Origin of the sequence: Chromohalobacter sp. HP20-39 (assembly GCF_033052815.1) — a bacterium.
In the GTDB taxonomy this organism is placed as follows: domain Bacteria; phylum Pseudomonadota; class Gammaproteobacteria; order Pseudomonadales; family Halomonadaceae; genus Chromohalobacter.
Genome location: NZ_JAWHTP010000001.1, coordinates 163225 through 186819, shown reverse-complemented (window position 1 = coordinate 186819; position 23595 = coordinate 163225). Strand labels below are relative to the sequence as shown.

General features: G+C 62.0%; 24 protein-coding genes and 1 riboswitch. Of the genes, 17 read left to right on the top strand and 7 right to left on the bottom strand.

Going from position 1 to position 23595, the window contains the following annotated elements:
- The first annotated feature begins 251 nt into the window (after positions 1–251).
- The 9 genes from RVY79_RS00875 to RVY79_RS00835 all read left to right on the top strand — a co-directional run bounded on the left by RVY79_RS00875 (position 252) and on the right by RVY79_RS00835 (position 9354).
- Entirely contained in the window at positions 252–1034 is a 783-nt protein-coding gene (locus tag RVY79_RS00875) for a FadR/GntR family transcriptional regulator (protein WP_317462153.1), read from the top strand.
- An 11-nt stretch (positions 1035–1045) separates the two neighbouring features.
- On the top strand, positions 1046–2119 hold the full coding sequence (locus RVY79_RS00870; protein ID WP_317462152.1) for a TRAP transporter substrate-binding protein: 1074 nt from the start codon (positions 1046–1048) through the stop codon (positions 2117–2119).
- A 110-nt stretch (positions 2120–2229) separates the two neighbouring features.
- Entirely contained in the window at positions 2230–2826 is a 597-nt protein-coding gene (locus RVY79_RS00865; RefSeq protein ID WP_317462151.1) for a TRAP transporter small permease, read from the top strand.
- Positions 2827–4128: a TRAP transporter large permease subunit gene (locus RVY79_RS00860; protein WP_317462150.1), complete on the top strand. Its 1302-nt coding sequence runs from the start codon at positions 2827–2829 to the stop codon at positions 4126–4128.
- A 102-nt stretch (positions 4129–4230) separates the two neighbouring features.
- The gene (gene dgoD, locus RVY79_RS00855; RefSeq protein WP_317462149.1) at positions 4231–5379 is read left to right on the top strand and encodes a galactonate dehydratase; all 1149 of its coding nucleotides are present in this window, start codon (positions 4231–4233) and stop codon (positions 5377–5379) included.
- Between the two features lie 10 nt (positions 5380–5389).
- Positions 5390–6076: a 2-dehydro-3-deoxy-6-phosphogalactonate aldolase gene (locus RVY79_RS00850; RefSeq protein WP_317462148.1), complete on the top strand. Its 687-nt coding sequence runs from the start codon at positions 5390–5392 to the stop codon at positions 6074–6076.
- Entirely contained in the window at positions 6073–6984 is a 912-nt protein-coding gene (locus RVY79_RS00845) for a 2-dehydro-3-deoxygalactonokinase (RefSeq protein WP_317462147.1), read from the top strand. Before RVY79_RS00850 ends, RVY79_RS00845 begins: the two co-directional genes overlap by 4 nt.
- 265 nt (positions 6985–7249) lie before the next feature.
- Positions 7250–8137: an HAD-IIB family hydrolase gene (locus RVY79_RS00840; RefSeq protein WP_317462146.1), complete on the top strand. Its 888-nt coding sequence runs from the start codon at positions 7250–7252 to the stop codon at positions 8135–8137.
- A complete protein-coding gene (locus tag RVY79_RS00835) occupies positions 8134–9354 on the top strand; it encodes a glycosyl transferase (protein ID WP_317462145.1) in 1221 nt (406 codons plus the stop codon). The genes RVY79_RS00840 and RVY79_RS00835 overlap by 4 nt, the downstream gene beginning before the upstream one ends.
- Before the next feature lie 30 nt (positions 9355–9384).
- On the opposite strand, the gene RVY79_RS00830 is transcribed toward RVY79_RS00835, so the two are convergent.
- The 3 genes from RVY79_RS00830 to RVY79_RS00820 all read right to left on the bottom strand — a co-directional run bounded on the left by RVY79_RS00830 (position 9385) and on the right by RVY79_RS00820 (position 11626).
- A complete protein-coding gene (locus RVY79_RS00830; protein WP_317462144.1) occupies positions 9385–10134 on the bottom strand; it encodes an amino acid ABC transporter ATP-binding protein in 750 nt (249 codons plus the stop codon).
- A complete protein-coding gene (locus RVY79_RS00825; protein ID WP_317462143.1) occupies positions 10131–10805 on the bottom strand; it encodes an amino acid ABC transporter permease in 675 nt (224 codons plus the stop codon). The genes RVY79_RS00830 and RVY79_RS00825 overlap by 4 nt, the downstream gene beginning before the upstream one ends.
- A 62-nt stretch (positions 10806–10867) precedes the next feature.
- Positions 10868–11626, bottom strand: coding sequence for an amino acid ABC transporter substrate-binding protein (locus RVY79_RS00820; RefSeq protein ID WP_411161692.1), 759 nt, complete (start codon positions 11624–11626; stop codon positions 10868–10870).
- A 305-nt stretch (positions 11627–11931) separates the two neighbouring features.
- Here RVY79_RS00820 and RVY79_RS00815 point away from each other — a divergent pair, with 305 nt between their 5' ends.
- Both RVY79_RS00815 and RVY79_RS00810 read left to right on the top strand, forming a co-directional pair.
- On the top strand, positions 11932–12843 hold the full coding sequence (locus tag RVY79_RS00815) for an MBL fold metallo-hydrolase (RefSeq protein WP_317462142.1): 912 nt from the start codon (positions 11932–11934) through the stop codon (positions 12841–12843).
- Between the two features lie 191 nt (positions 12844–13034).
- Positions 13035–13754 (top strand): SDR family oxidoreductase, encoded by a 720-nt coding sequence (locus RVY79_RS00810; protein ID WP_317462141.1) that lies wholly within the window; start codon positions 13035–13037, stop codon positions 13752–13754.
- Between the two features lie 12 nt (positions 13755–13766).
- Here RVY79_RS00810 and dsbD read toward each other — a convergent pair whose 3' ends face one another.
- Complete coding sequence (gene dsbD / locus RVY79_RS00805) at positions 13767–15677, bottom strand: protein-disulfide reductase DsbD (protein WP_317462140.1); 1911 nt, start codon at positions 15675–15677, stop codon at positions 13767–13769.
- 152 nt (positions 15678–15829) lie between these two features.
- On the opposite strand from dsbD, the gene RVY79_RS00800 reads away from it, so the two are divergent.
- Complete coding sequence (locus RVY79_RS00800; RefSeq protein WP_317462139.1) at positions 15830–16354, top strand: hypothetical protein; 525 nt, start codon at positions 15830–15832, stop codon at positions 16352–16354.
- A gap of 22 nt (positions 16355–16376) precedes the next feature.
- Here the strand turns inward: RVY79_RS00800 and crcB are convergent, their stop codons facing one another.
- The 3 genes from crcB to RVY79_RS00785 form a co-directional block, all read right to left on the bottom strand.
- Positions 16377–16775, bottom strand: coding sequence for a fluoride efflux transporter CrcB (crcB, locus tag RVY79_RS00795; RefSeq protein WP_317462138.1), 399 nt, complete (start codon positions 16773–16775; stop codon positions 16377–16379).
- A 100-nt stretch (positions 16776–16875) separates the two neighbouring features.
- Positions 16876–17008, bottom strand: a riboswitch (Fluoride riboswitch).
- 29 nt (positions 17009–17037) lie between these two features.
- On the bottom strand, positions 17038–18843 hold the full coding sequence (locus RVY79_RS00790; protein ID WP_317462137.1) for a sugar phosphorylase: 1806 nt from the start codon (positions 18841–18843) through the stop codon (positions 17038–17040).
- Positions 18844–18957: 114 nt separating this feature from the next.
- The gene (locus tag RVY79_RS00785; RefSeq protein WP_075369582.1) at positions 18958–19206 is read right to left on the bottom strand and encodes a GlsB/YeaQ/YmgE family stress response membrane protein; all 249 of its coding nucleotides are present in this window, start codon (positions 19204–19206) and stop codon (positions 18958–18960) included.
- A 190-nt stretch (positions 19207–19396) separates the two neighbouring features.
- Between RVY79_RS00785 and nrdR the strand changes: the two genes are divergently transcribed.
- The 5 genes from nrdR to nusB all read left to right on the top strand — a co-directional run bounded on the left by nrdR (position 19397) and on the right by nusB (position 23594).
- Positions 19397–19882: a transcriptional regulator NrdR gene (gene nrdR / locus RVY79_RS00780; protein WP_040243189.1), complete on the top strand. Its 486-nt coding sequence runs from the start codon at positions 19397–19399 to the stop codon at positions 19880–19882.
- A 40-nt stretch (positions 19883–19922) separates the two neighbouring features.
- The gene (gene ribD / locus RVY79_RS00775; protein WP_317462136.1) at positions 19923–21089 is read left to right on the top strand and encodes a bifunctional diaminohydroxyphosphoribosylaminopyrimidine deaminase/5-amino-6-(5-phosphoribosylamino)uracil reductase RibD; all 1167 of its coding nucleotides are present in this window, start codon (positions 19923–19925) and stop codon (positions 21087–21089) included.
- A gap of 176 nt (positions 21090–21265) precedes the next feature.
- Positions 21266–22426, top strand: a complete 1161-nt coding sequence (gene ribBA, locus RVY79_RS00770) for a bifunctional 3,4-dihydroxy-2-butanone-4-phosphate synthase/GTP cyclohydrolase II (protein ID WP_317462135.1) — start codon at positions 21266–21268, stop codon at positions 22424–22426.
- A gap of 188 nt (positions 22427–22614) precedes the next feature.
- Positions 22615–23097 carry a 6,7-dimethyl-8-ribityllumazine synthase gene (ribE, locus tag RVY79_RS00765; RefSeq protein WP_133698010.1) on the top strand — a complete coding sequence of 161 codons (483 nt, stop codon included), beginning with the start codon at positions 22615–22617 and terminating at the stop codon, positions 23095–23097.
- Positions 23094–23594, top strand: a complete 501-nt coding sequence (gene nusB, locus RVY79_RS00760) for a transcription antitermination factor NusB (RefSeq protein WP_317462134.1) — start codon at positions 23094–23096, stop codon at positions 23592–23594. The genes ribE and nusB overlap by 4 nt, the downstream gene beginning before the upstream one ends.
- Position 23595 lies beyond the last annotated feature (1 nt).

Genomic DNA, 23595 nt, shown 5'->3' with positions numbered 1-23595 from the left:
ATGTTGTCCTGACGCTGGCCGCATGCGGCGTCACAAAAGCGTGGGCCATGTCCTTCAGGGGCATGGCCTTTTTTGTTGTGATGGCCCTCTACGCTGACAAGCAGTGATCTTGTGGGAGGAAGGACCGTCGCGCCGACACATGCCACGTTGGCGCAGCCGATGAAACTAATGTCTAAAAGCCAACAGAGCGAAAATAAGCGATTCTATATCAGACATAGAGTTTGGTTTGTTTTACAAGGCGGGAGCCAGGCATGCCCTCGGCGTTTTCAGAGACAACAATTTCCGATTCAACGACGCGGGTCGATCTCACGGAGGCGCTGGCTGAGGCGATCTTCAGTGGACGCTACGCGCCGGGGGAGTTGATTCCGCGCGAAGTCGATCTCTGCAAGCAGTTCGGGGTCAGTCGCAGCAAGGGCCGTAGTGCGTTGCAGGAGCTGGTCTCGGCGGGGCTTTTGGTGCGTGTTTCCGGACAGGGGACACGGGTACGCGAGCTGACCCAATGGCACATGTTGAATCCACGCGTCACCGACTGGATGGTGCGCTACGCTGAACCTAATCCACGCATTCAACGTGAGATATTCGCTTTCCGTGTGGCGGTGGAACCCTTCGTCGCGCGCCTGGCCGCCGAGAACGCTACGGCGGTGGATCTATTGGCAATCGAAACCGCCTATGAAGGCATGATCAATGCGCTGGCGCAGGAGGACCTGCGTTGGCAAGGCACGACGCACGACGAATATGACGTGGCGTTTCATGAGGCGATCTTCGATGCCTCGCACAACTTGATATGGGCGCAGTTGAGTCATGTGCTGCGGCCCGCCATCTCGCTGGTGGTGGAACGTTCCAATCATAGTGCCGAGGAACTCAACGACAGCATGGAGCGCCACCGTTGCGTGATGGAGGCGATCCGATTGCGTCAACCCGAGCAAGCCGCTGCGGCGGCTTTGGCGGTGCTTGATCGCACCGCATGGGATCTAGGCTTTTCCGGCCTGATTCATGAACTTGCCGTTCTCGAACCATCTACAACAAGCGACTAGAGGATGACGACATGATGTCACGCACTCCGCTCAAGACGCTCACCGCTGCCATCCTGGCTGCGAGTGCCTTTTCCGTACAGGCCGCTGAGTATGAATGGACATTTCAAACCTCGGAGACTGCAGGCGAGCCCCAGTTCGAGATGAAGAAACAATGGGCCGAGAACGTCGAGAAGATGTCCGATGGCCGTATCTCGATCGAGATCCTGCCGGTGGGCGCCGTGGTACAGGCCAATCAGACACTGCAGGCGGTAAAATCCGGCATCTTGCAGGGTCACCTGACCGATCCTAGCTACTTTACAGGCCAGAATCCGGCCTTCGGCATGATCGGTAACCTGGTGGGTGCCTGGAGCGATCCCTACAACTTCCTGGATTACATGAACAACGGCGGCGGCGAAGAGATTTATAACAAGCTGTCCGAATCATATGGCGTGCATCTGATCGGTGCGGCGGCCACGGGGCTGGAGTCATTGCCGTCTTCCAAGCCGATCCGCTCGGTCGAGGACATGAAGGGCCTGAAGCTGCGTACGCCGGAAGGCATGGTCTCTAACGTCTTCGACAAGGCGGGCGCCACGCCGGTCAATCTGCCGGGCTCCGAGGTCTACACGTCACTGGAAAAGGGCGTGATCGACGCGGCGGACTACACCGTGTTCGCGACCAACCAGTCGCAAGGCTTGCATGAGTTCGCCAACTATCCGCTGTATCCCGGGTTTCACTCGCTGCCGATGGTCGCCGTATCGATCAACAATGAAATCTGGAATGGTCTGCCCAGTGATCTGAAGGCGATCTTGAGTACGTCCGTCGACGCCATGGCTTACAAGATGGTCGGTCAGCTCAAGACGCGTGATCTAAAAGCCGTGCGCGAAGCGCGCAAGGATCCCAATATCCACATCATCGACCTGCCTGCCGAGGAGCGCGCCAAGTTCCGTAGCATTGCCAAGCAGGAATGGCAGAGCTGGGCCGACAAGAACGCGACCACTCAGGAATTCTACAATTCCGTGGTCAGCTACCTGGAAAACCATAACTTGCTGAAAGCCGAGGATGGCAGCAGCGGCGACAAGCAAGCATCCACCGATTCACAGTCATAACGCAGGCGTTCGGCCCCCTCGTCGGGGCCGTCGTTAACGCGACGGGGCCTGCGGGTCTCGTCGACGTTACGTGTGTACGATGAGTGTGATCTAGCGTGTAGAGGAATGTCATGTCTTCCCAATCTTCAAGCAGCACGCCGCCTGAGACGCCGGAAGGCGAACAGGAGACGAGCGTACCGGTCCGCAGTGCTTTCGACCGTGGCGTCGTGTGGTGTGCGCGTCGCGTCGCCTGGCTGGTGTTCATCGCCATGGCGATCAGTGTCTACGAGGTCATCATGCGCTATGGCTTCAATTCCCCGACGTCCTGGGTGCATGAGTCGGTGGTCATGCTGGTGGGGGTGACCTTTGCGTTGAGCGGCCCGGCGGCACTGGCAAGCAATAAGCATATCCGTGTGCGCGTGCTCTACGATAGCGCCGGCCCGCGGCTCAAGCTATGGCTCGATCGTTTCAATGATCTGGTGACGTTCGTGTTCTGCCTGGGCATGAGCTATGCCGCCTTTACCATGTTCTGGACGGCCACGCACAACCCCATGGGCGAGTGGGACCTGGAGCGTTCGGGCACCTCCTGGAATCCGCCGTTTCCGGCTTACGTCAAGACCATCATTATGGTGGCCCTGATCGTCATGTGTGTTCAGTCGCTGATCCATTTATACCAGTCTTTGCGCGGCAAGCCCGCCACACCGTCCGACGATCAGGGAGCTGCATAAATGAGTATCGCCGACGGAACATTATTGATGGTCGGGGCGATCTTCGCCCTGTTGATCACCGGGCTTCCTCTGGCCTTTATCACCGGCCTGGTCGCGCTGGTCTTTACCTTTGGCTGGTTCGGGGGCATGGCATTGCCATTGGTGACGACCCGCGTCTATGGCTTCGTGACGGAATATGCGTTGGTCGCGGTGCCGATGTTCATCCTGATGGCGTCGTTACTTGACCGATCGGGAATAGCCAAGGACCTGTTCAATGCCATGCGCGTGTTTGCCGGGCGGCTTCCCGGCGGAGTGGCGATCCAGACGGTGGTGGTGGCGTTCTTCCTCGCCGCGCTGTCGGGGATCATTGGTGGCGAGATCGTGCTGCTAGGCATTCTCGCGCTACCGCAGATGCTGCGCCTGGGGTACGACAAACACCTGTCGATCGGGGTGGTCTGTGCGGGGGGCTCCCTGGGCACCATGATGCCGCCATCGATCGTGCTGATCATCTATGGCCTGATGGCTAGCCAGTCGATTGCCGATCTATTCACAGCTGCGATTACACCCGCGTTGTTGCTGATGGGCAGTTACATCGCCTATGTGCTGGTGCGCTGCCTGAAGAACCCCAGTATGGGGCCGCCGTTGACGGAAGCTGATCGCGCCGAGACGTTTGCCACCAAGGGGCAGGCCTTGAAGGCGATCATTGTGCCAGGGCTGATCGCGTTCATGGTGCTGGGCTCGATCTACGGCGGTGTCGCCTCGGTCACGGAAGCGGCGGCCATGGGCGTGTTTGGCGTGCTGCTGGCGGTCCTGCTGCGTGGTGAGCTGAGTCTCAAGACATTGCATGGCAGTCTCGGTCAGACGCTGATGACCTGTGGCATGATCATCTGGATCGGTATCGGCGCCGCCGCGCTGGTCGGGGTGTATAACCTGATGGGCGGTAACCGCTTCATCTCGGGGGTCATCATGGGCCTGGACGTGGCGCCGATCGTGATCATCCTGGTGATGATGGCGATCCTGATGGTGCTGGGGATGTTCCTCGATTGGATCGGGGTGGCGATGCTGACCTTGCCGATCTTCGTGCCCATCATCGAGCAGCTCGGCTATAGCCCAATCTGGTTCGGTATCCTGTTCGCGGTGAATATGCAGGTCTCTTTCCTGTCGCCGCCATTCGGGCCGGCCGCGTTCTATCTGAAAGGGGTGGCGCCGCCCAGTGTCAGCCTCAAGGATATCTTCGTGGCACTGCTCCCGTTCATCGCGATTCAGATCTGCATGCTGGCTGTGCTGTTGATTTGGCCGAGTGTCGCCATGTGGCCGGTGTAACGCTTTTGTGGGAGAGGACTCGTTCTCGATAGGCTGCGAGCTGGCATCGTCAACGAGTTCGCTCTCGCGGCCGCAATAGAAAAATTTCAGACGGGTGAAATCTTGAAAATTACCAAGTTGAAAACCTGGCAAGTTCCGCCACGCTGGCTGTTCCTCAAGATCGAGACCGACGAGGGATGCTATGGCTGGGGCGAGCCGGTAGTCGAAGGCCGCGCAGCCACCGTCGAGGCGGCAGTGCATGAACTCGCCGACTACCTGGTCGGCCAGGACCCGCACCGCATCGAATACCTGTGGGACATGATGTATCGCGCCGGTTTCTATCGCGGCGGGCCGATTCTGATGAGCGCCATCGCGGGGATCGATCAGGCGTTGTGGGACCTCAAGGGCCGTGATCTCGGCGTGCCCGTCTATCAATTGCTGGGGGGCAAGGTGCGCGACAAGATGCGCATGTATGCCTGGACCGGTGGCGATCGTCCCAGCGACGTGGGCGCTGGCGCCAAGGCCTTGGTCGACAAGGGGTTCACGGCGTTCAAGATGAACGGTACGCCGGAAATGCAGATCGTCGATTCGCACCGCAAGGTCGACGAGGCGGTAGCTCGCGTCGCTGAGGCACGCGAGGTGGTGGGACCGGATGTGGGCATCGCCATCGATTTTCACGGTCGCGTGCATCGGCCTATGGCCAAGGCCTTGCTGCGTGAACTTGAGCCCTATCACCCGATGTTCGTCGAAGAGCCGGTGTTGCCCGAGCACTTGCCGAGTTTGAAGCACATCGCCACCGGGCTCGGTTATCCTATCGCCACCGGCGAGCGCTTGCATACCCGCTATCAGTTCCGCGATCTGCTGGCCGAGGGTATGGTGGATATCATCCAGCCCGATCTTTCGCACTGCGGCGGTATCAGCGAGGGTATGAAGATCGCCACCTTGGCGTCGTGTCACGATGTCGCGCTGGCGCCGCATTGCCCGCTGGGGCCGTTGACGCTGGCTGCTTCGCTACATGTGGATGCGGTGAACCACAACGCGTTCATCCAGGAACAGAGCATGGGCATCCACTACAATCGTGATAACGATGTACTGGATTACCTGGTCGACAAGTCCGCGTTGACCATCATCGATGGCTTTTGCGCGATTCCTGATGGCCCCGGGCTTGGGGTGGAAATCGATGAGACGTTCGTCGAGGAACGCGCCAAGGTCGGCCATCGCTGGCGCAATCCGGTGTGGACGCACGAGGATGGGTCGATAGCGGAGTGGTAACGGAGGCTTTATGAACGAGACTCAGCAGGCCGCACTCGACGCGGCGCTCGAGGAATTGCCGCTGGTGGCGATTCTACGCGGTATTCGCCCCGAGGAAGTCGACAAGGTCTTCGATGCGCTGGTCGATGCGGGGTTTCGTCTGATCGAGATTCCCCTCAACTCTCCCTTGCCGTGGAAGAGCATTGAACGCGTCGCGGCACGTTGCCCCGAGCATGTTCTGGTAGGCGCCGGCACGGTGCTGGAGACTGCTGATACGGCCGAGCTGGCACGTCTCGGCGCGCCGTTGATGGTCACTCCGAACAGTGACCCGGAGGTGATTCGCGCCGGTGTCGAGCAGGGCTTGGCGCCACTGGTCGGGTGCATGACGCCCAGTGAGGCGTTGAGCGCAGTGCGTGCCGGGGCCACGGCGCTCAAGCTGTTCCCGGCCGGGCGCCTGGGCACCGGTTACTTCAAGGATATCAGCGCGATCCTGCCGCCTGAATTGCCGGTGTTCGCGGTCGGCGGCATCGACAAGAGCAACATGTCCGACTGGCATGGTGTGGGCATTCGCGGCTTTGGCTTCGGCAGCAATTTGTACCGCCCCGGGCGCAGTGCCGTCGAGGTGGGTGAGGTTGCACGCGAGCTCGTTGCCGAGTGGCGGCGGCTCGAGGAGCTCTACACCATGACCGAATTGTTCGAGCACGAGGGCGATCAATGAGCGCCGAGGAGCGACTGATTGTCATCGACTGGGGCACTAGCAATTTCCGGGCGTTTCTGGTCGATCGGCAAAGCGGTGCTTGTCTCGATACGCGGCGTAGCGAGGCAGGCCTCAAGGCGCTGGAAACCGCTGAGTTTCCGCATTACTGCCAGGCCCAGGTCGGCGACTGGCGCGAGGGTGGGCGTGTCCCCGTCTATCTGGCAGGCATGGTTGGCTCCAAGCGCGGCTGGAGTGAGGCACCGCAGCTCGACCTGCCCGTCTCGGGGTGGGATCTCGCCGCGCATGTCGTGGCCGCGCCAGGGTTGGAAAATGCCTGGATCGTGCCGGGCGTGAAGCAAGTCGACGAGGCCCACTGTGACATCATGCGCGGTGAGGAAGTCCAGGCCTTCGGTGCACTGGCCCTGGCGGGGACCTCTGATGCCGATTGTTGCTTGCCCGGTACCCACAGCAAGTGGGCGCGCCTGCGCGATGATCGCATGACTACTTTCACCACCCTGATGACGGGTGAGCTTTATCACGCGGTACGCTTTCACACCTTGCCAGGCGAGCCCGCCCGTGATGAGGCGCCGTTCGATGAAGACGCCTTTCGCCAGGGACTGGCGCGTGCCCAGGACGAGGACGGCGTGCTGCATGCCCTGTTCGAGGCGCGCAGCCGACATCTCTATTGCGGTCTGGCAACCGAGCAGGTGGGCAGCTTCATCTCCGGCGTGTTGATCGGTGAGGAAGTGCGTGCCATGCGCGCCGCACGCCCCGACCTCGAACGCCTGCTGTTGATCGGCGCCGAGGCTCTACGCAGCCCTTATACGCTGGCACTGGCAGCGGCCGGTCTCGAGGTCACGCCGCTGGATAGCGACGCGGCGACGCTTGCCGGGTTGGCGTTGATCGCCGAGCATCATCACGCCGAGTAGCGGGTTCTGCTCATATTGCCTATGCATGGTACGCCCCGTTGTAGTGCACAAGATGCGCCGCAGCGGGGCATTTTTGTGGGCGTGCCTCAATCATGCACCGTGGCGGGGCGTGCACGAGCCCTTGGCAGCCGGGCTCGAAGCGTTGCCTGTCAGAGGATGGCATGATCCGTGCTACTCTCATCTGAAGAGTTCCTTTCATGGACGCTTGCGGCGGCCATGCGGCGCATTCCGGGACATTTGAAGCGGTGCAAGGGGGAGAAGGCTCATGACGCAGTCGGTTTCGCATACGCCGTGGCTGGTGTTCACCGATTTGGATGGCACGCTACTCGACCACGACAGCTATACGTGGCAACCCGCCGCCGCTTGGTTGTCACGGCTCACCGAGGCCGGTGTCGCGGTGATTCCTACCACCAGCAAGACCCGCGAGGAACTGCTGGCCCTACGCAATGAGCTGGGCTTGACGGAGACGCCGTTCATTGCCGAAAACGGTGCGGTGATCGGACTGCCGGCACGCTGGCAACATGCCCGACTGGATCGCGACCCCGCCGCGCCGGATGGGCTTATCGTCAAGACGCCGTCACTGGATATCGGTTTCATTCGGCGGCGTCTCGAGGTGCTACGCGAGCGGTTGGGCGTGCGCTTTCGTGGCATGGGCGAGTTGTCTCTCGACACACTTTGCGAGTTGACCTCGCTGAGCGCCGACAAGGCGCGTCAGGCGCAGGCGCGTGAAGGTAGTGAGCCACTATTGTGGGACGACGACGAGGGGGCCCTGGCGCGCTTTCGTCACGCCTTGGAAAGCGATGGCCTGCGCCTGACCCGAGGCGGGCGTTTCTGGCATGTGATGGGGGCGGTCGACAAGGGTCAAGCGGTGCGCTGGCTGCTCGATCGTCACACGGCGCTGCGCGGTGTCCGGCCTTCCAGCGCGGGGCTTGGCGACGGTCCCAACGATGTCAGTCTGCTCGAGGCCGTCGATCATCCGATTCTAGTGCGCGGCAAGCACGAGGCGGTGGTGGACATCGCCGGAGGAATGACGCTCTATCGCACCCGGCAGCCTGGCCCCGAAGGTTGGGCTGAGGGGATCGCCGATTGGTGGCAGACCTGCATGGATGCGACGTCCGGAGACAAGACCCCCCAGGAGGACACGTCACGATGAGCGACTTCTACCAGAACGGTATCGTTACCACTTTCCATAACCTGACCCAGCGCCCGGTGGAGGCCTTGGAAGCCGACCTGGTGCGGTTCTCCAAGCGCCGGCCGATGGGCTTGATCCTGCCCTCGTTGTTCTCCGAACTCGAAGGGCCGGCGCTTTCGAATATCGTCGACGAATTAGCGCAGGTGCCGTATCTCTCGGAGGTCGTGATCGGGTTGGATCGCGCCGATCGTGACCAATTCTTGCGCGCCCGCGAATTCTTCTCGCGCCTGCCGCAGCATCACCGCATCCTGTGGAACGACGGGCCACGTCTATCGGCGCTGGATGCCGAGTTGAGCGCCCTCGACCTGGCGCCACAGGAGCCGGGCAAGGGACGCAATGTGTGGTACTGCAGCGGTTATGTGCTGGCCTCCGCGCGCACCTCCGCGGTGGCGCTGCACGACTGCGACATCCTCACCTATGACCGTGGCATGCTGGCGCGCCTGCTGTATCCGGTTGCCAACCCGCAGTTCAATTACGAATTCTGCAAGGGGTATTACTCGCGTGTGGCCGACAACAAGCTCAATGGCCGCGTGGCGCGCCTGATGGTGACCCCTCTGATCCGTGCGCTGAAGATGGTCTTCGGGCCGTTGCCGTATCTGGAGTATCTGGACAGCTATCGCTACCCACTGTCCGGGGAGTTCTCGATGCGTTCCGATGTGCTCGACGGCATTCGTATCCCCAGTGATTGGGGCCTGGAGATCGGCGTACTCTCGGAGGTTCACCGTAACCACTCGACCAAGCGGCTGTGTCAGGTGGATATCGCCGATTTCTACGACCACAAACATCAGCCCGTCTCCCCGGACGACCCCAGCGGCGGGCTCAACCGCATGAGCCTGGATATCGCCAAGGCCATGTTCCGCAAGCTGGCGACACTGGGCGTGCCCATCCACTCCGAGACCTTCCGCACCATCAAGGCGACCTATTACCGCACCGCGCTGGATCTGATCGAGGCCTACGACAACGATGCGCGCATGAACGGCCTGTCGCTCGACCGCCACAGCGAGGAGCAGGCGGTGGAGCTTTTTACCGCGAATATTCTCGAGGCAGGGATCTCCTTCCTCGAATCGCCTCGCGACAAGCCGTTCATCCCCAGTTGGAACCGGGTGGGTGCGGCGATCCCCGACCTCAAGGAACGCATGTACGAGGCCGTGGAACTCGACAATCAAGGTGAGGTGTAGCCGTCCAGGCACCTGGCTGTGTGTCACAAATCAGACGACGGGATTGTTGGCCAGCACCTTGCGCAGGAAGCGCTGGGTGCGTTCGTCCCGGGGATTGGTGAAAAGCTCGCTGGGCGGACCTTGTTCGATGATCCGGCCTTCGTCCATGAACACCACGCGGTCGGCGACCTCGCGGGCGAATTGCATCTCATGGCTGACCACGATCATGGTCTGGCGCTCCAGGGCGAGCTGTTTCATCAGGGCCAGTACCTCGTCGACCCATTCGGGATCGAGCGCCGAGGTGGGTTCGTCGAAGAGGATGACCTCGGCCTTGGCGGCCATCGCCCTGCCGATGCCTACGCGTTGCTGCTGGCCGCCGGAGAGCGACGCCGGGTACGCATTTGCCTTGTCTGCGAGACCGATGCGTTCGAGAATCTTGCGCCCTCGGGCATGGGCCTCTGACTTGGAGAGACCATCGACGACGATCATGCCTTCGCAGATATTGTCCAGCGCGGTCTTGTTGGCGAACAAGGCATAGTTCTGGAACACGAACGCCGTGCGTCGACGCAGGGCCAGGATCTCCTGACGGCTGGCGCGGGTCACGTCGAGGCTGAGATCGCCCACTGTGAGCCGTCCGGCGTCGGGCGTTTCGAGATAATTGATGCAGCGCAGAAGGGTCGACTTGCCGGTGCCCGAGGGACCGATAATGACGATGATCTCGCCCTGCTCCAGCGTCAGGTCGATATCTTCGAAGACGCTATGTGCGCCGAAGCGTTTGGTGATGCCGTGGAGTGCGATCATCGTTGGTAGGCCCGGTTGAGTCGCTTTTCCAGCCGCCGTTGCAGCCACGACAGAATTTCCACCACGATCCAATAGATGATCGCCGCCAACAAGAACGCTTCGAAGTAGAGAAAGCTGCTGGCGGCTTCCTTCTGAGTGGCGCCCATGAGTTCGGTCACGCCCAGCGTGAAGGCCAGCGAGGTGGCCTTGATCATGTCGATAAAGTAGTTCATCAGCGTCGGCGTAGCCACGCGTGTGGCCTGCGGCAAGATGATGCGACGCATCAGTTGCCCTTGGGTCATGCCGATGGACAGTGCCGCTTCGGTCTGGCTACGGTCGACCCCGACGATGGCGGCGCGGATCGATTCCGCCATATAGGCAGAGAAGTGCAGGGTCAGCCCCAGGATGGTGGCGGTGATACCGTTGATGGCGACCAGGAAGGTCAGTATTTGCGGCAAGCCATAATAGAACAGGAACAGCTGCACCAGTAGCGGTGTGCCGCGAAAGAAGGAGATGAACAGCATGGCCAGCGCATTGAGCCCTGGCGTTCGCTGCACCCTCACGACGGCCAGCAGGCAGGACAGCACCAGTGCCGCGAGCATGCCGGCGCCGGCCATTTCCAATGTCAGCGGTAGATAGCCGAGCAGGATCGGCAACAACCCCAGCATGTAGTCGAGATCGAGAACGTGCATGATCGAGTCGCCTGAAAGCAGACGGCCGGGGCTTGCCTCGGCCGTTCAAATGGAGCGTGGTGTCACGGCGTGGTGACATCGGTGCCGAACCACTTTTCGGAGATTTGCTTGAGCGTGCCGTCGTCGCGAAGCGCTTCCAGGGCTGCATTGACGCGGTCGCGCAAGGCATGCCCAGCTTTATCGTCGCGGAAGGGCAGGGCATTCTCGATGCGCGAGAACGGCTGACCGGCGAGTTCGAGCGGCAGAGGCTTGTCCTTGATGACCTGGGTGGCGCTGATGCGGTCCATGACGAAGGCATCGGCACGCCCCAAGGCGACGTCTTGCTCGATGTTCGATTCGTAGGTCTTGATCTCGATGTCATCGGCATAGGGCAGCTCACGCAACAGCTCCTCGTAGTTGGAGCCGAGATTGACCGCGACGGTCTTGCCCTTGAGATCTTCGACCCCCTGGATGGCGTCGTTGCCCTTGCGTACCACCACCTGGGCACCGTCGTAGACGTACGGCTCGGTGAAGACGTACTTGTCCTGACGTTCGGGGGTGATGGTGATCTGATTGGCGATGGTGTCGATCCGCTTGGCGTCGAGCATGCCGGCGAGTCCCGAGAAGCTGGCGGTGACGAACTCGATATCGTCCCCCATCTGCTCACCCACGGCATTCATGACGTCGACCTCGAAGCCCTTGAGTTCGTCCTGTTCGACGAAGGTGAAGGGGTAATAACTGCCGGACATGCCGACACGCAGGGTATCGGCATGCGCGGTGAGGGCGGTCGCGCTCAAGGCGAGTCCCGCCAGGGCATACTGCATGAAGTGGCGCAATGACATGATGGGCTCCTGCATGGTTTCGAAAACGATCGTTTGGGGATTGTCATAATGACGCGGCCCCGATGTGTAGCGCTAGTGTAGCTCAACTAGTGCGTTTGAGAATAATGAACCAATTTTATATTCCTTTTAGTTTTTCTGCATCCCTGCCACCGCGGCCTTTCCAACTGCGGTTCATTATATAGTCATCTTATGACGCGCCATCATGACGCGTCTCTATATATATTAAAAATATATAACGTTAGAACTAAATATATATTAAACTGAGGAGTAACGTTCATACATCCATAGAGGCGAGAGCAGAGCCGATGAACACCTTTGCCTTATCACGTGGCCAGGGCGCCGGATATCCGGACGTCGCCGGCTTTTTCGATCCTCGCACCTTCAGCATCCAGTACGTCGCCAGTGACCCCGCCACGCGCCGATGCGTAATCATCGATCCGGTACTCGATTTTGATGAGAGAGCCGGGGCAACGGCCACGCTGCAAGCCGACGAGATCCTGTCCTACATCGAACGCGAAGGGCTCGAAGTCGAATGGATTCTGGATACGCACCCGCACGCCGATCACTTTTCCGCCGCGCGCTATCTGCATCAAAAGACCGGTGCGCCCACCGCCATCGGTCGACCGGTAACCCAGGTTCAGGCGCTGTGGAAAGTGATCTACAACTGGCCGGATCTGAAAGACGATGGCAGCCAGTGGGATTATCTGTTCGACGAAGGGGATACCTTCAAGCTGGGCGAGATCGATTGCCGCGTGATGCACTCGCCGGGTCATACGCTGGCCTCGATTACCTATGTGATCGGCGACGCGGCCTTCGTCCATGACACGCTCTTTCAGCCGGATTTCGGCACCGCACGGGCGGACTTCCCCGGCGGCGACGCCCATCAGTTGTGGCAATCCATTCAAGATATTCTCGCCTTGCCGGACGACACGCGATTGTTCACCGGCCATGACTACATGCCTGACGGGCGCGAACCCGAATGGCAGAGCAGCGTGCGCGAGCAGCGCGAGACCAACAAGCACCGATTGGGCGACAGCAGCGAGACCGAGTATGTCGAGTTGCGCAACCGCCGCGATAGCGAATTACCCATGCCCAAGCTGATCCTGCACGCGCTACAGATCAATATCCTCGGCGGACGCCTCCCCGAGCCGGAGAGCAACGGCAAGCGCTATCTGAAAATTCCACTCGACGCCCTGGAAGGGGCAGCCTGGGATTGAAGGCGGCGCATGCCGCACGATCAGGAAAGCTGACGTCAAGGGCACTTTGATGATGAAGCCAATGAGAAGACGACCACGCAGTCGGTGAGGTCGCGCAGTCACATTGTTCATCTCATGGCATCGCGGTGATGTAGTAGATATCTTATTCAAGAATGAACATATCATTGCAGTGATCCCGGGGGATAACGATCATGACCGAGCGCGTGCTTTGGATTACGGGCGGTGGGAGCGGCATGGGGGCCGCGAGCGCCAGGAGCGCTGCAGCGAACGGATGGAGCGTAATACTCAGCGGACGAAGGGTCGAACAGCTCGAGCGGGTCGCGGCCGACATAGTCGCCGCTGGAGGGCGAGCGGACGTGCTGCCCCTCGATGTGCAGGACTCGGCCGCGATCGTGACCGCGCGTGACACACTGCTTGCACGGCATGGCCGGATCGACGCGCTCGTTCATGCAGCCGGCTGCAATGCGCCGAACCGCCGCTGGGATGATCAGACGATAGACGCGTTCCGCGCCATCGTTGATACGAACCTTACGGCAGTAGCCGCCGTCATCGACGCCGCACTGCCGTCGTTGCGCGAGTCCTCCGGCGTCGCTGTGGTGATCTCCTCCTACGCGGGGTGGACATTCCAGCCCGGTGCGGGCGTTGCTTACTCGGCGAGCAAGACCGCGCTCGGCTCTCTGGTTCGCACCTTGAATCAGCAGGAAGCCCCTCAGGGTGTGCGGGCCACGCATCTGTGTCCCGGCGACGTCGCCACGGACTTCCTTGAGCAGCGCCCGCAGGTGCCGGGCGAGTCCGCCCGAGCGGCGATGCTCTCGCCGGAGGATATCGCCCGTACAGTCGACTTCGTCATCGACGCGCCCCAGCACGTTCGGGTCGATGAAATGGTGCTCTCTCCGTTGTCCCAACGGTGACGACTAGGATCGTCATGCGTCGTCTCCCGCGCGGGCCGTGCCTTTCAACCGCTTGAGGCGTTCAAGGAACGCTTCCGCGCTTACCTCGCCTACGATGCGCTTGCCTCGATGTTCGTGGCCATCGCGGTCGTAGAACATCAGGGTCGGGGGGCCGGCCACGCCGAGGGCCTGCATGATGGCTTGGTCTGTGGCGTCGTTGTCGGTCACGTCGATGCGCAGAAGTTGCACGTCCTCCAGTGCCGCTTGCACGCGTGTATCGCCGAACACTTCTTCCTCGATGATCTCGCAGCTGATGCACCAGTCGGCAGTGAATTCCACTAGTGTCCGGCGTTGCTGTGCCGCCGCTTCCTCGAGACGCGCGTTCAAGGCATCGATGTCGTCGACGGTCTCGAAGCTGAGTGCCGAGGATGTCTCGGAGGCCTGGGAATCGCTGCCGCCGGTGAAGCCCGCCAAAGGCCGCAGCGGATCATGTTGCCCCCCCGCTGCGCCGACGAGCATGAGAATTCCCCACACGCCGAAGAGCATGGCCAGGCTGCGCCCCAGCACCCGCAGCGCGTCGCGCAGTGTGTGTGCTGCTGTCCAACTGGCCTGGGCCAAGCCGATGAGCAGGGCCGCCCAGGCAGCCATCTCCAGTGCCGGGGGCAGGATGCGTGCCGCGAACCACACCGCCATGCCTAGCAAGACGAAACCGAATATCGTTCGGACCCGGTTCATCCACGGCCCAGGGTGGGGTAGAACGCGCGGGCCCAGCAGGCCGACCGCCAGCAAGGGCGCTCCCATGCCCAGCCCCAAGGCCCACAGTGCCAGGCCGCCGTGCCAGGCATTGCCGCTTTCGGCGATGTACAGCAATGCACCGGCCAGGGGGGCCGTCATGCATGGCCCGACGAGTAACGCCGAGAGCACGCCCATGATAGCGGCACCTTTGAGGCGTCCGCCGCGTTGGCGCGCCATGCGCGCATCGAGCCGGGTGAGCAGGCCCTGAGGAAGCGTCAGTTCGAACACGCCGAACATTGCCAGCGCCAGCAACACGAAGAGCACGGCAAAGCTGGCGATGAAGGCAGGGGCCTGGAAGAGCATTTGCAGATTGGCGCCGGCCAGCGCCGCCACGACGCCGAGTACCGCATAGGTCGTGGCCATGGGCAATATGTAGGCGAGCGAGAGCACGGCGCCGTCACGCATTCGGGGCCGACCGTCGCGCGTGGCGCCGACGATGAGACTGGAAAGGATCGGCACCATGGGCAGTACGCAGGGCGTGAAAGTCAGCAGCAATCCCATGCCGAAGAAGATCAGCAGTACCCAGCCCAAACGGGCGTCGGCGAGCTGAGTCGCGAGACGCTGGTCATCGGCCTGGGCGGCATCGTCTGAGGGCGATGTGGCGTCTGCGCTTGCCGTGTCATCGGTTGTGACGGCGGTATCGCCGGCACTGTGCGTAGCGTTCGCGCTACCCGCCTCGGCGCTGGCGGTGAGCGTGTCGACATCGATGGTTCGGTGCTGCGGCGGATAACACAGTCCGGCTTCGGCACAGCCTTGCCAGGTCAACGTCATCTGCTCGGCATCGCCCAATGCGGCACGCAATGTCACTTGATAATGGTAGACCTCCGAGCGGCCGAAATAGTCGTCCTCGATGGTCTCGCCCTGGGGCAGGTCGATATCCACGGGGCCGTCGTCGGTCTCGACGCTGAAGCGATGCCGGTATAGATAGTACTCGGGGGCGATGTCCCATTCGGCGATGAGCGTGTCGTCATCGCGCGAGACTGACAACGAAAAGGCTTGATCGGCGGAGAGGAAATCGTCCTGGCTGGCAAATGGCGACTCGGCGAGGGCTGGTGTGGCGAAGACGCCCATGAGCGCGGCCAGGCAGACCGCGAGCGCATGGCTGAGGGAGCGAAAATGGCCTATTGGCCGGCGCGAACCGTGAATCATGAGAGTCCAATTGAACGATGACAGGGTGCCTAGCATAACGGTGCGGGATTAGCCGAGCATCAAGAGTAATGCAGGTCGGCATATCACGGCGCTTGCCAAGCGAGCGGCAACGCGGTGAAGTGGTGAGATTGTAATCTCTGCGAGGGGCCGACATGACGACAGGCTGGGGCAATTGGATATCACGGCAGTCGCCGAGCGCCACGCCAGCGCCCATCGACGACGCGCCGCTCGCCGGGCAAGAAGAAGCCCAGTGGTTGCCGCTGGCGCATGGCACCTACCGGGCGCTTTTCCAGTGGACAACGCCCAGTGCTCAGGGTGTCATGGCCAACGCCGGGCTGCTGCGCGCCGTGCGTGCGGTGAACCTGTTCGCGGCGGCCGACGTGCCCGTCGAGCGCCGCCATATGATCGTCCTCGTCTCCGGCGCGGCGACGCCGTGCCTTCTCGAGGATACCGCCTATGCGCGCCATTACGGACTGCCGCCTGACTCGAACAATCCCAACCGCGTGTTGATCGAGGCGCTCCAGCGCGAAGGCGTCGGCGTCATGGTGTGTCTACAGGCCTGGCACGGGCAGGGATTCGCCCGCGACGCTCTGCTGGCCGATATCGAGCTGGCCCAGTCCAGCATGACGGTGGGCATCGCGCTGCAGAACGCTGGCTTCGCGCTGGTGGCAGTTTAGCGCTACCCGTGTTGCCATTCGCTCATTTCAAGACTCCCGTAAGGTGTTTGATGGCACCGAAGGTGGCGATGCCCACGCCGGTCATGGCCAACGAGCCGAGGACGTGCACGGCGATGCCCGACAATGCCATGAGATAACGCCCGGCCTGCAGGTTCGTGAACATCTCGGCGGAAAAGGTCGAGAAGGTCGTCAGCGCCCCCAGAAAGCCGGTCACTACGAACAGACGCCACTCCGGGGAGAGGTGCGGTAGTTGGGCGAAGACGGCGATAGCCAGGCCGATCAGCCAGGCGCCTAGCCAGTTGGCGGCCAGAGTACCGGGAGGGATCGAGGGGAAGAGGGCGTTGAGCCATATCCCCAACAGCCAGCGCAGGTTAGCGCCGAGCGCGGCGCCGGCACCGATCGCCACGATGGATAACCACATGCGTACAATTCCTCGCAACTGAGAACAATCATCGAGGTGGGCGTGCCGGGCGGCTTGCAAAAAAGGGAACCGCGATACCTGCGCACGACGCACCTCGGGTGCGTTGGCAGGCATCATTAGCGCTGGCGGGAATGCGTCGGCGTTGCAATGCCGGGGACCAGGCGGTTTGTCGCGATAGGCGCTTGCTGTCGGGCGCCGATGGCGACGGGAGGAATGCCATCTCCATGTTTACTGTAACCAGCGCGGGGCGCGTCGGCAAGCCTCAGGCGGTCGGGGCGCCGGGTCGTTGCACCAGCCACAAGCTGCGATACGGGCGTAGTTCACGCGGGGCCTGCGCGTCCCAAGGAGCGTCGGCGAGCAGGTCGTACCAGTCGTCTTCGTCGAGGTCGGGTAAGGGCAATGGTTGGCGTTTGTCGGTGACGTTGTAGACCGCGAGCAGGCGGCGCCCGTCGGCAAGCGGGCCTCGCTGCACGGCGAAGAGTGTGGGGGGAGTATCGAGAATGTGCTGTTCGACCTCGGGGTGAAAGCAGGGCTCCTGGGCGCGCAGTTTGAGGCGCCGCCGCAAGGCCATGAACACCTCGCGTGTGGGCGTATTGCGGCTGTCGAGCAGCTCATCTAATGCTTCTTTCTCCCAGCGCCGACGGTTGATGGTGCGTAACTGTCCGCTGCGCTCGACGCCTTCGTGGTCATTGAGTGTGGCGGTCAGGCAGTGGAAATAAATACCCGGCACGCCCTGCAGCGCGAGCATCAAGTGTTGGCTGCACAAAAAACGCTCCACCTGCCAGGGGTCGGCGCCGCGACGTGTGCCGCGTAGTGCATCGAAGTAGGTGATGTTGACCTCGTAAGGCGTGTCCTTGCCATCGGCGTTGGCCTTCATGCTCACATACCCGCCGAAACGGTGCATGAGCTCGAGCATGGCGTCGATCTCGTGGGGCGGAAGCAGTCCTTCCAGCGCGCGGACGCCGATCCCGTCGTGGCTGGCGGTGAAGTTGAAATAGGTGCAACCGGGCGGCAAGACGGGCAGGCTGCGTGCCCAGGCTTCCAGCGCTGTGGCATCGCCGCTGGTGAGCGTGTGCACCAGCAGCGGCGGCAGCGTGAACTGATAGATCATGTGCGCTTCGTCGGGCTGCGCGGGCGCGTCCGACGCGGTGGTGTCATCGAGGTGTTCGAGGCCGAAGTAGCTCATGTTCTCGCGGTGCGGCACGTTGGTTTCGGTGATCAGCAGCGTGCCGGGGGCGAGATGGTCGAGTACGGCGCGCAGCAGCCTTACCACGGCGTGAGTTTCCGGCAGGTGGATGCACGAGGTGCCGACTTCCTTCCATAGATAGGCAATGGCGTCGAGACGGATGATGCGCGCGCCTTGCTCCACGTAGTAGAGCATGATGCCGATGAACTCGATGAGTACATCGGGATTGGCGAAGTTGAGATCGATCTGGTCTTCGGAGAAGGTCGCCCACAGATAGCGTGTCCCACGGCGGGTGGAAACCGGTACCAGCAGTGGCGAGCTGCGTGGCCGGGTGACCTGCGACAGGTCGGTGCTCGGGTCCATTTCGATGAAGTAGTCACGCCCGGGCTGGGTGCCGGCCAGGTAGTCGACGAACCACAGTGACTCTCGGGAGACGTGATTGATGACCAGGTCGACCATCAAATCGCCGTGGCGTGTCAGACGACGAATGTCTTCCCAGTCGCCCAGCGCCGGGTTGACCTCGCGATAATGAATCACCGAGAAGCCATCGTCGCTGCTCCAGGGAAAGAAAGGCAGCACGTGAACGCCACTGAAGGTATCTGCAAGGCGTGTCTCGAGAAACTCGTCGAGCACTTGCAGTGGCGGTCGCTCGCCATCGAGCAGGAGATCGCCGTAGGTGATGAGTAACTGGTCGCGCTCGCTCCATAATGGACGCGAGCGTTCGGGGATGGCACCACGTTGGTGCGATATCAGGCGCAGCAGACGGCGCAGCACTTCATCGGCACGTGGCCCGTAGATGTCGTCCAGACGCGCCTTGGCGCGTGCGGTGAAAGCGGCTTCATCGAGTTCGGTCTGTGGGGCTTGGGAGATGGGGTGGGGCATCGAGGGTCCTCGTGAGAATCGGTGGCTCGCACGTCGACATTGTCATTGCTGTTGCAGGAGTCGTGCCATGCCCGACACGCCGGCGATGGCCGGCGTGTACGGACGCGGCAAAGGTCATTTCTTCACGATGCGGTATAGCCCCAGCAGGATGATGGCGCCGAGCACTGCAATGACGAAACTGCCGAGGTTGAAGCCATCCACCGAGCCGAATCCCAGCGCGGTACCGACCCATCCCCCGACGATGGCCCCGAGGATCCCGATGATCATGGTGATGATCATGCCACCGGGGTCGCGCCCCGGCATGATCAGTTTGGCGACGATGCCGGCCAGCAGGCCGAAGACGATCCATGCGATGATGCCCATTGGCTTATCTCCTAGGCGATTCCTTGTAAAGCATGCTTGGCGAGCGCGGAAACGCAAGCCGCATCATGAGCTTGGTCGGCCTGACGGCAGCGCGCAAGCGAGTTTCCGCGCGACGCGGGGAAAGGCTACAATGTCAGGCAATCTCGATGACCACGACTCATTCTCGATATTCAACTGCGGACGCGCCACGATGCACTGCCCCTTTTGTGGAAAGTACGACACCAAGGTGACCGATTCGCGCCTCGTGGCCGAGGGGGACCAGGTGCGTCGGCGCCGCCAGTGCAATGACTGCGGCGAACGCTTCACCACCTACGAGACGGCGGAACTGGTCATGCCCCGCGTGATCAAGGGCGATGGCTCGCGCGAAACCTTCGACGAACGCAAGCTGCGTGCCGGCATGCTGCGGGCCTTGGAGAAACGCCCGGTCAGCGCTGAATCCATCGAGGCAGCGGTCGAGCGTATTCGTCAGCGCCTGCGCGCCCGTGGCGAGCGTGAATTGGAAGCGCGCGAAATCGGCGAGGAGGTCATGCGCTCGCTGAAACGGCTCGACCAGGTCGCTTACATCCGCTTCGCCTCCGTCTACCGGCGCTTCCAGGATCTCGACGAGTTTCGCGCCGAAATCGACCGTCTGGCGCAAGAGCCCAGCTTCGTGCCCGACGATAACGATCAGCGCTGACCTCGGCACGTACCGATTCGAAGTACTCACGGAGCGACCCATGACACAGAATGCCGCGTCGGCGCTATCTCACGAGGCGTGCATGGCCCACGCGCTGAAGCTCGCCGGGCGAGGGTGCTATACCACCCATCCCAACCCGCGTGTCGGCTGCGTGGTGGTACGTCATGGGCGCATCGTCGGGGAGGGCTATCATGCACGTGCGGGTGAACCTCACGCCGAGGTGCACGCCTTGCGAGCCGCTGGCGAGGCGGTGCGAAACGCCACGGTCTATGTCACGCTGGAACCCTGTTCGCACCACGGTCGCACGCCGCCGTGTGCCCAGGCGCTGATCGAGGCCGGGGTGCGCCGTGTCGTGGTCGCCATGGTCGATCCCAATCCGCAGGTGGCTGGGCGTGGTGTGGCGATGCTGCGTGAGGCCGGCATCGAGGTCGAGGTGGGCTGCCTGGAGGCCAATGCCGAAGCGCTCAATGTCGGTTTCGTCAAGCGCATGCGCGAGGGGTTGCCGTACGTGCGCTTGAAGATGGCGATGAGCCTGGATGGCCGCACTGCCATGGCCAGCGGTGAGTCACAATGGATCACCGGGGCAAGCGCACGTACCGAGGTGCAACGCTTGCGGGCGCGCTCGAGTGCAGTGATGACCGGGGTCGATTCGGTGATTTTCGATAATTCGCGGCTCACGGTGCGTTCCGCGCAGCTAGAATTGAACGATGCTGAAGCGATCGCCGAGCGCCAGCCCCTTCGTGTCGTGGTCGACTCGCGGCTGCGCTTGCCGGTGGCGGCGGCGTGCTTGCGCGAGCCGGGGCGGACCCTGGTGGCGACCGTCTCGTGGGATGAGGCGCGCCGCGCGACGCTGGAAGAGGCCGGGGCGGAGGTGCTCGTGCTGCCTGAAGCGGCTGAAGGGCGCGTCGATCTACGTGCCTTGCTGGCGCATCTGGCGCAGCGCGAGCAATGCAACGAGGTGCTGCTCGAAACCGGTGCGACGCTAGCCGGGGCCATGCTCGATATCGATGCCATCGATGAGATGCACCTGTTCGTGGCACCGACGCTACTGGGCGGCGAGGCGCGGCCTTTATTCGCGTTGCCGGGGCTCGAGCGCATGGCGCAGCAGCGTCCGTTGCGAATCGACGACATCCGCGCCGTGGGGCGTGATTGGCGCATCATCGCGCGGCCGCTTCCTCGCGAGTGCGTGGCGTCTGACGACGCCTGAATCGTCGTTTGCCTGGGGGTTGCCACTGGCGCGCAAGCGCGCTTGCAGGTACTCTGGGCGCCGACCTGACTGGGTGTCGAAGAGCGACGACGCCCGCGTCGTGACACCACGACACATCTTATGACGGCGCCGGCGACAAGACCGCATCGGCGTGCGAGACGAGCATCGGAGACATCATGGCGCTTTCACCCAAACAGGGCTTGGCCTCCATCGAAGCCATTGTCGAAGACATTCGTCAGGGCAAGATGGTCATACTCATGGACGATGAGGATCGCGAGAACGAAGGTGACATCATCATGGCCGCCGAGTGCGTCGAGGCCGAGCATATCAATTTCATGGCCCGCCACGCGCGGGGCTTGATTTGCCTGCCGATGACCCGTGAGCGCTGCGAGCGTCTCGAGTTGCCGTTGATGGTGCGCGACAACGGTTCCGGCTTCGGCACCAAGTTCACGGTCTCCATCGAGGCCGCACGCGGTGTTTCCACGGGCATTTCTGCTTCCGATCGCGCACGTACCGTACGCGCCGCGGCGGCACGCGATGCCGTCGCGGAGGACATCGTCCAGCCTGGGCATATCTTTCCGCTGATGGCCGAGCCGGGCGGCGTGCTGCGCCGTGCCGGGCATACCGAAGCCGCTTGCGATCTGGCGGCCATGGCCGGGTTCGAGGCCAGCGGCGTGATCTGCGAGGTGATGAACGACGATGGCAGCATGGCGCGGCGCGATGAGCTGGAGCGTTTCGCCGCGGAACACGATATCAAGGTGGGGACGATCGCCGATCTGATCCATTACCGCATTCATCACGAGCGTACCGTCGAGGAAGTCGAGCGCACGCTCGTTGACACGGCGTTCGGTGAATTGACGCTGCATGTCTTCCGCGATCGGATTCAGAACGCCCATCACTTGGCGTTGGTGAAAGGTACGCCGTACAACGAGACGCCGACCACGGTGCGTGTGCATATCGCCGATACGCTGCGTGATCTGCTGATGCTGAGCAAGCCAGAGAGCCACAGTTGGACGGCGTCCAGCGCCCTGGCGGAGATCGCCGAGGCCAAGGCCGGGGTCTTCGTGCTGCTCGACGATGGCCGGCCGCGCCTCGACCTCAAGGAGCAGCTCGATGTGCTGCTGGCGCGCAAGCCGGCGCCGCGCTCAAGCGCCTCCGATGGCGCCGGCAATTATCTGACCATTGGCACCGGATCGCAGATTTTGCGCCAACTGGGCGTCGGGCAAATGCGCCTTTTGAGCTCCCCATGGAAGTTTTCCGCGTTGTCCGGCTTCGATCTCGAAGTCGTCGAACGCGTGGGGGGCGATACCCCCGAGAGCGACCAGCCGGTAGAATAAGCCTTTCATTCATCCGACCGTCGGGCCACAGGGGCGCCGGCGGCCGCGCGTGCCGGTGAAGAAAAGCGCTGCTCGGCGGTGGTGATACCACGCGCCATGTTGAAGTAAGTGATCGCTTCACTGGCATGCACTGACACAGCTGATATATCGTGCGCGAAGTGTCGCGCATTCAGACCCGGGATTTGACAATGCAACCGATCTCTCAAGTCGAGGGTGGCTACACCGATGTCGATGGCCGTTATGTCATCGTCGTGGGCCGCTTCAATCATCACGTGGTCGATAGCCTAGTGGAAGGGGCGGTGGATAGCCTCGTGCGCCATGGCGTGGACGAAGAAAACGTCGATATCATCCATGTCCCCGGCGCCTGGGAGTTGCCATTGGCCGTCAAGCGTGCCGTGCGAGTACTCCAGCCGCATGCCGTCATCGCTCTGGGGGCGGTGATTCGCGGGGGGACGCCACATTTCGACTACGTGGCGGGTAATTGCAACAGCGCCATGAGCAGTCTACAGCTGGAACTGGAGACCCCCATCGCTAATGGCGTGCTGACCGTCGACTCTATCGATCAAGCCATCGAGCGCGCCGGCACCAAGGCGGGTAATAAGGGTGCCGAAGCGGCCATGGCGGCGATGGAAATGGTCTCGTTGTTCAAGCGTATGGGGGGTGAGGCATGAGCCAATCGCCCCGTGATGCGACCCCGGCTCAGCAGGCGCGTCGCGCTGCGCGTGAGTTGGCGGTGCAGGGACTCTACCAATGGCAGATGACCGGCAAGTCGATCACGGCGGTGGAGTCGGAGTTTCGCGCGCAGATCGCCGATGAAGACCTCGAGGATCACGAAAACTGGCACAAGGTCATGGGTATCGCCGACCTGGCGCTGTTTCATGAATTGCTGCACAACGTGGCGGGCGACCGCGAGGCCATCGATAAGACCATCGCCCCATTGCTTGACCGTCGCCTAGAGGATCTCGATCGCATCGAGCTGGCGATCCTGCGGCTGGGGGCCTATGAACTCAAGTATCGTCTCGAGGTGCCGTATCGCGTTGTGATCAACGAGGGCATCGAACTGGCCAAGGGCTTCGGCGCCACCGATGGCCACAAGTACGTCAACGGTATTCTCGACAAGCTGGCAAGTCGCTTGCGGGGAGCCGAGGTCGCTGCGCGTCGTCGTTGAC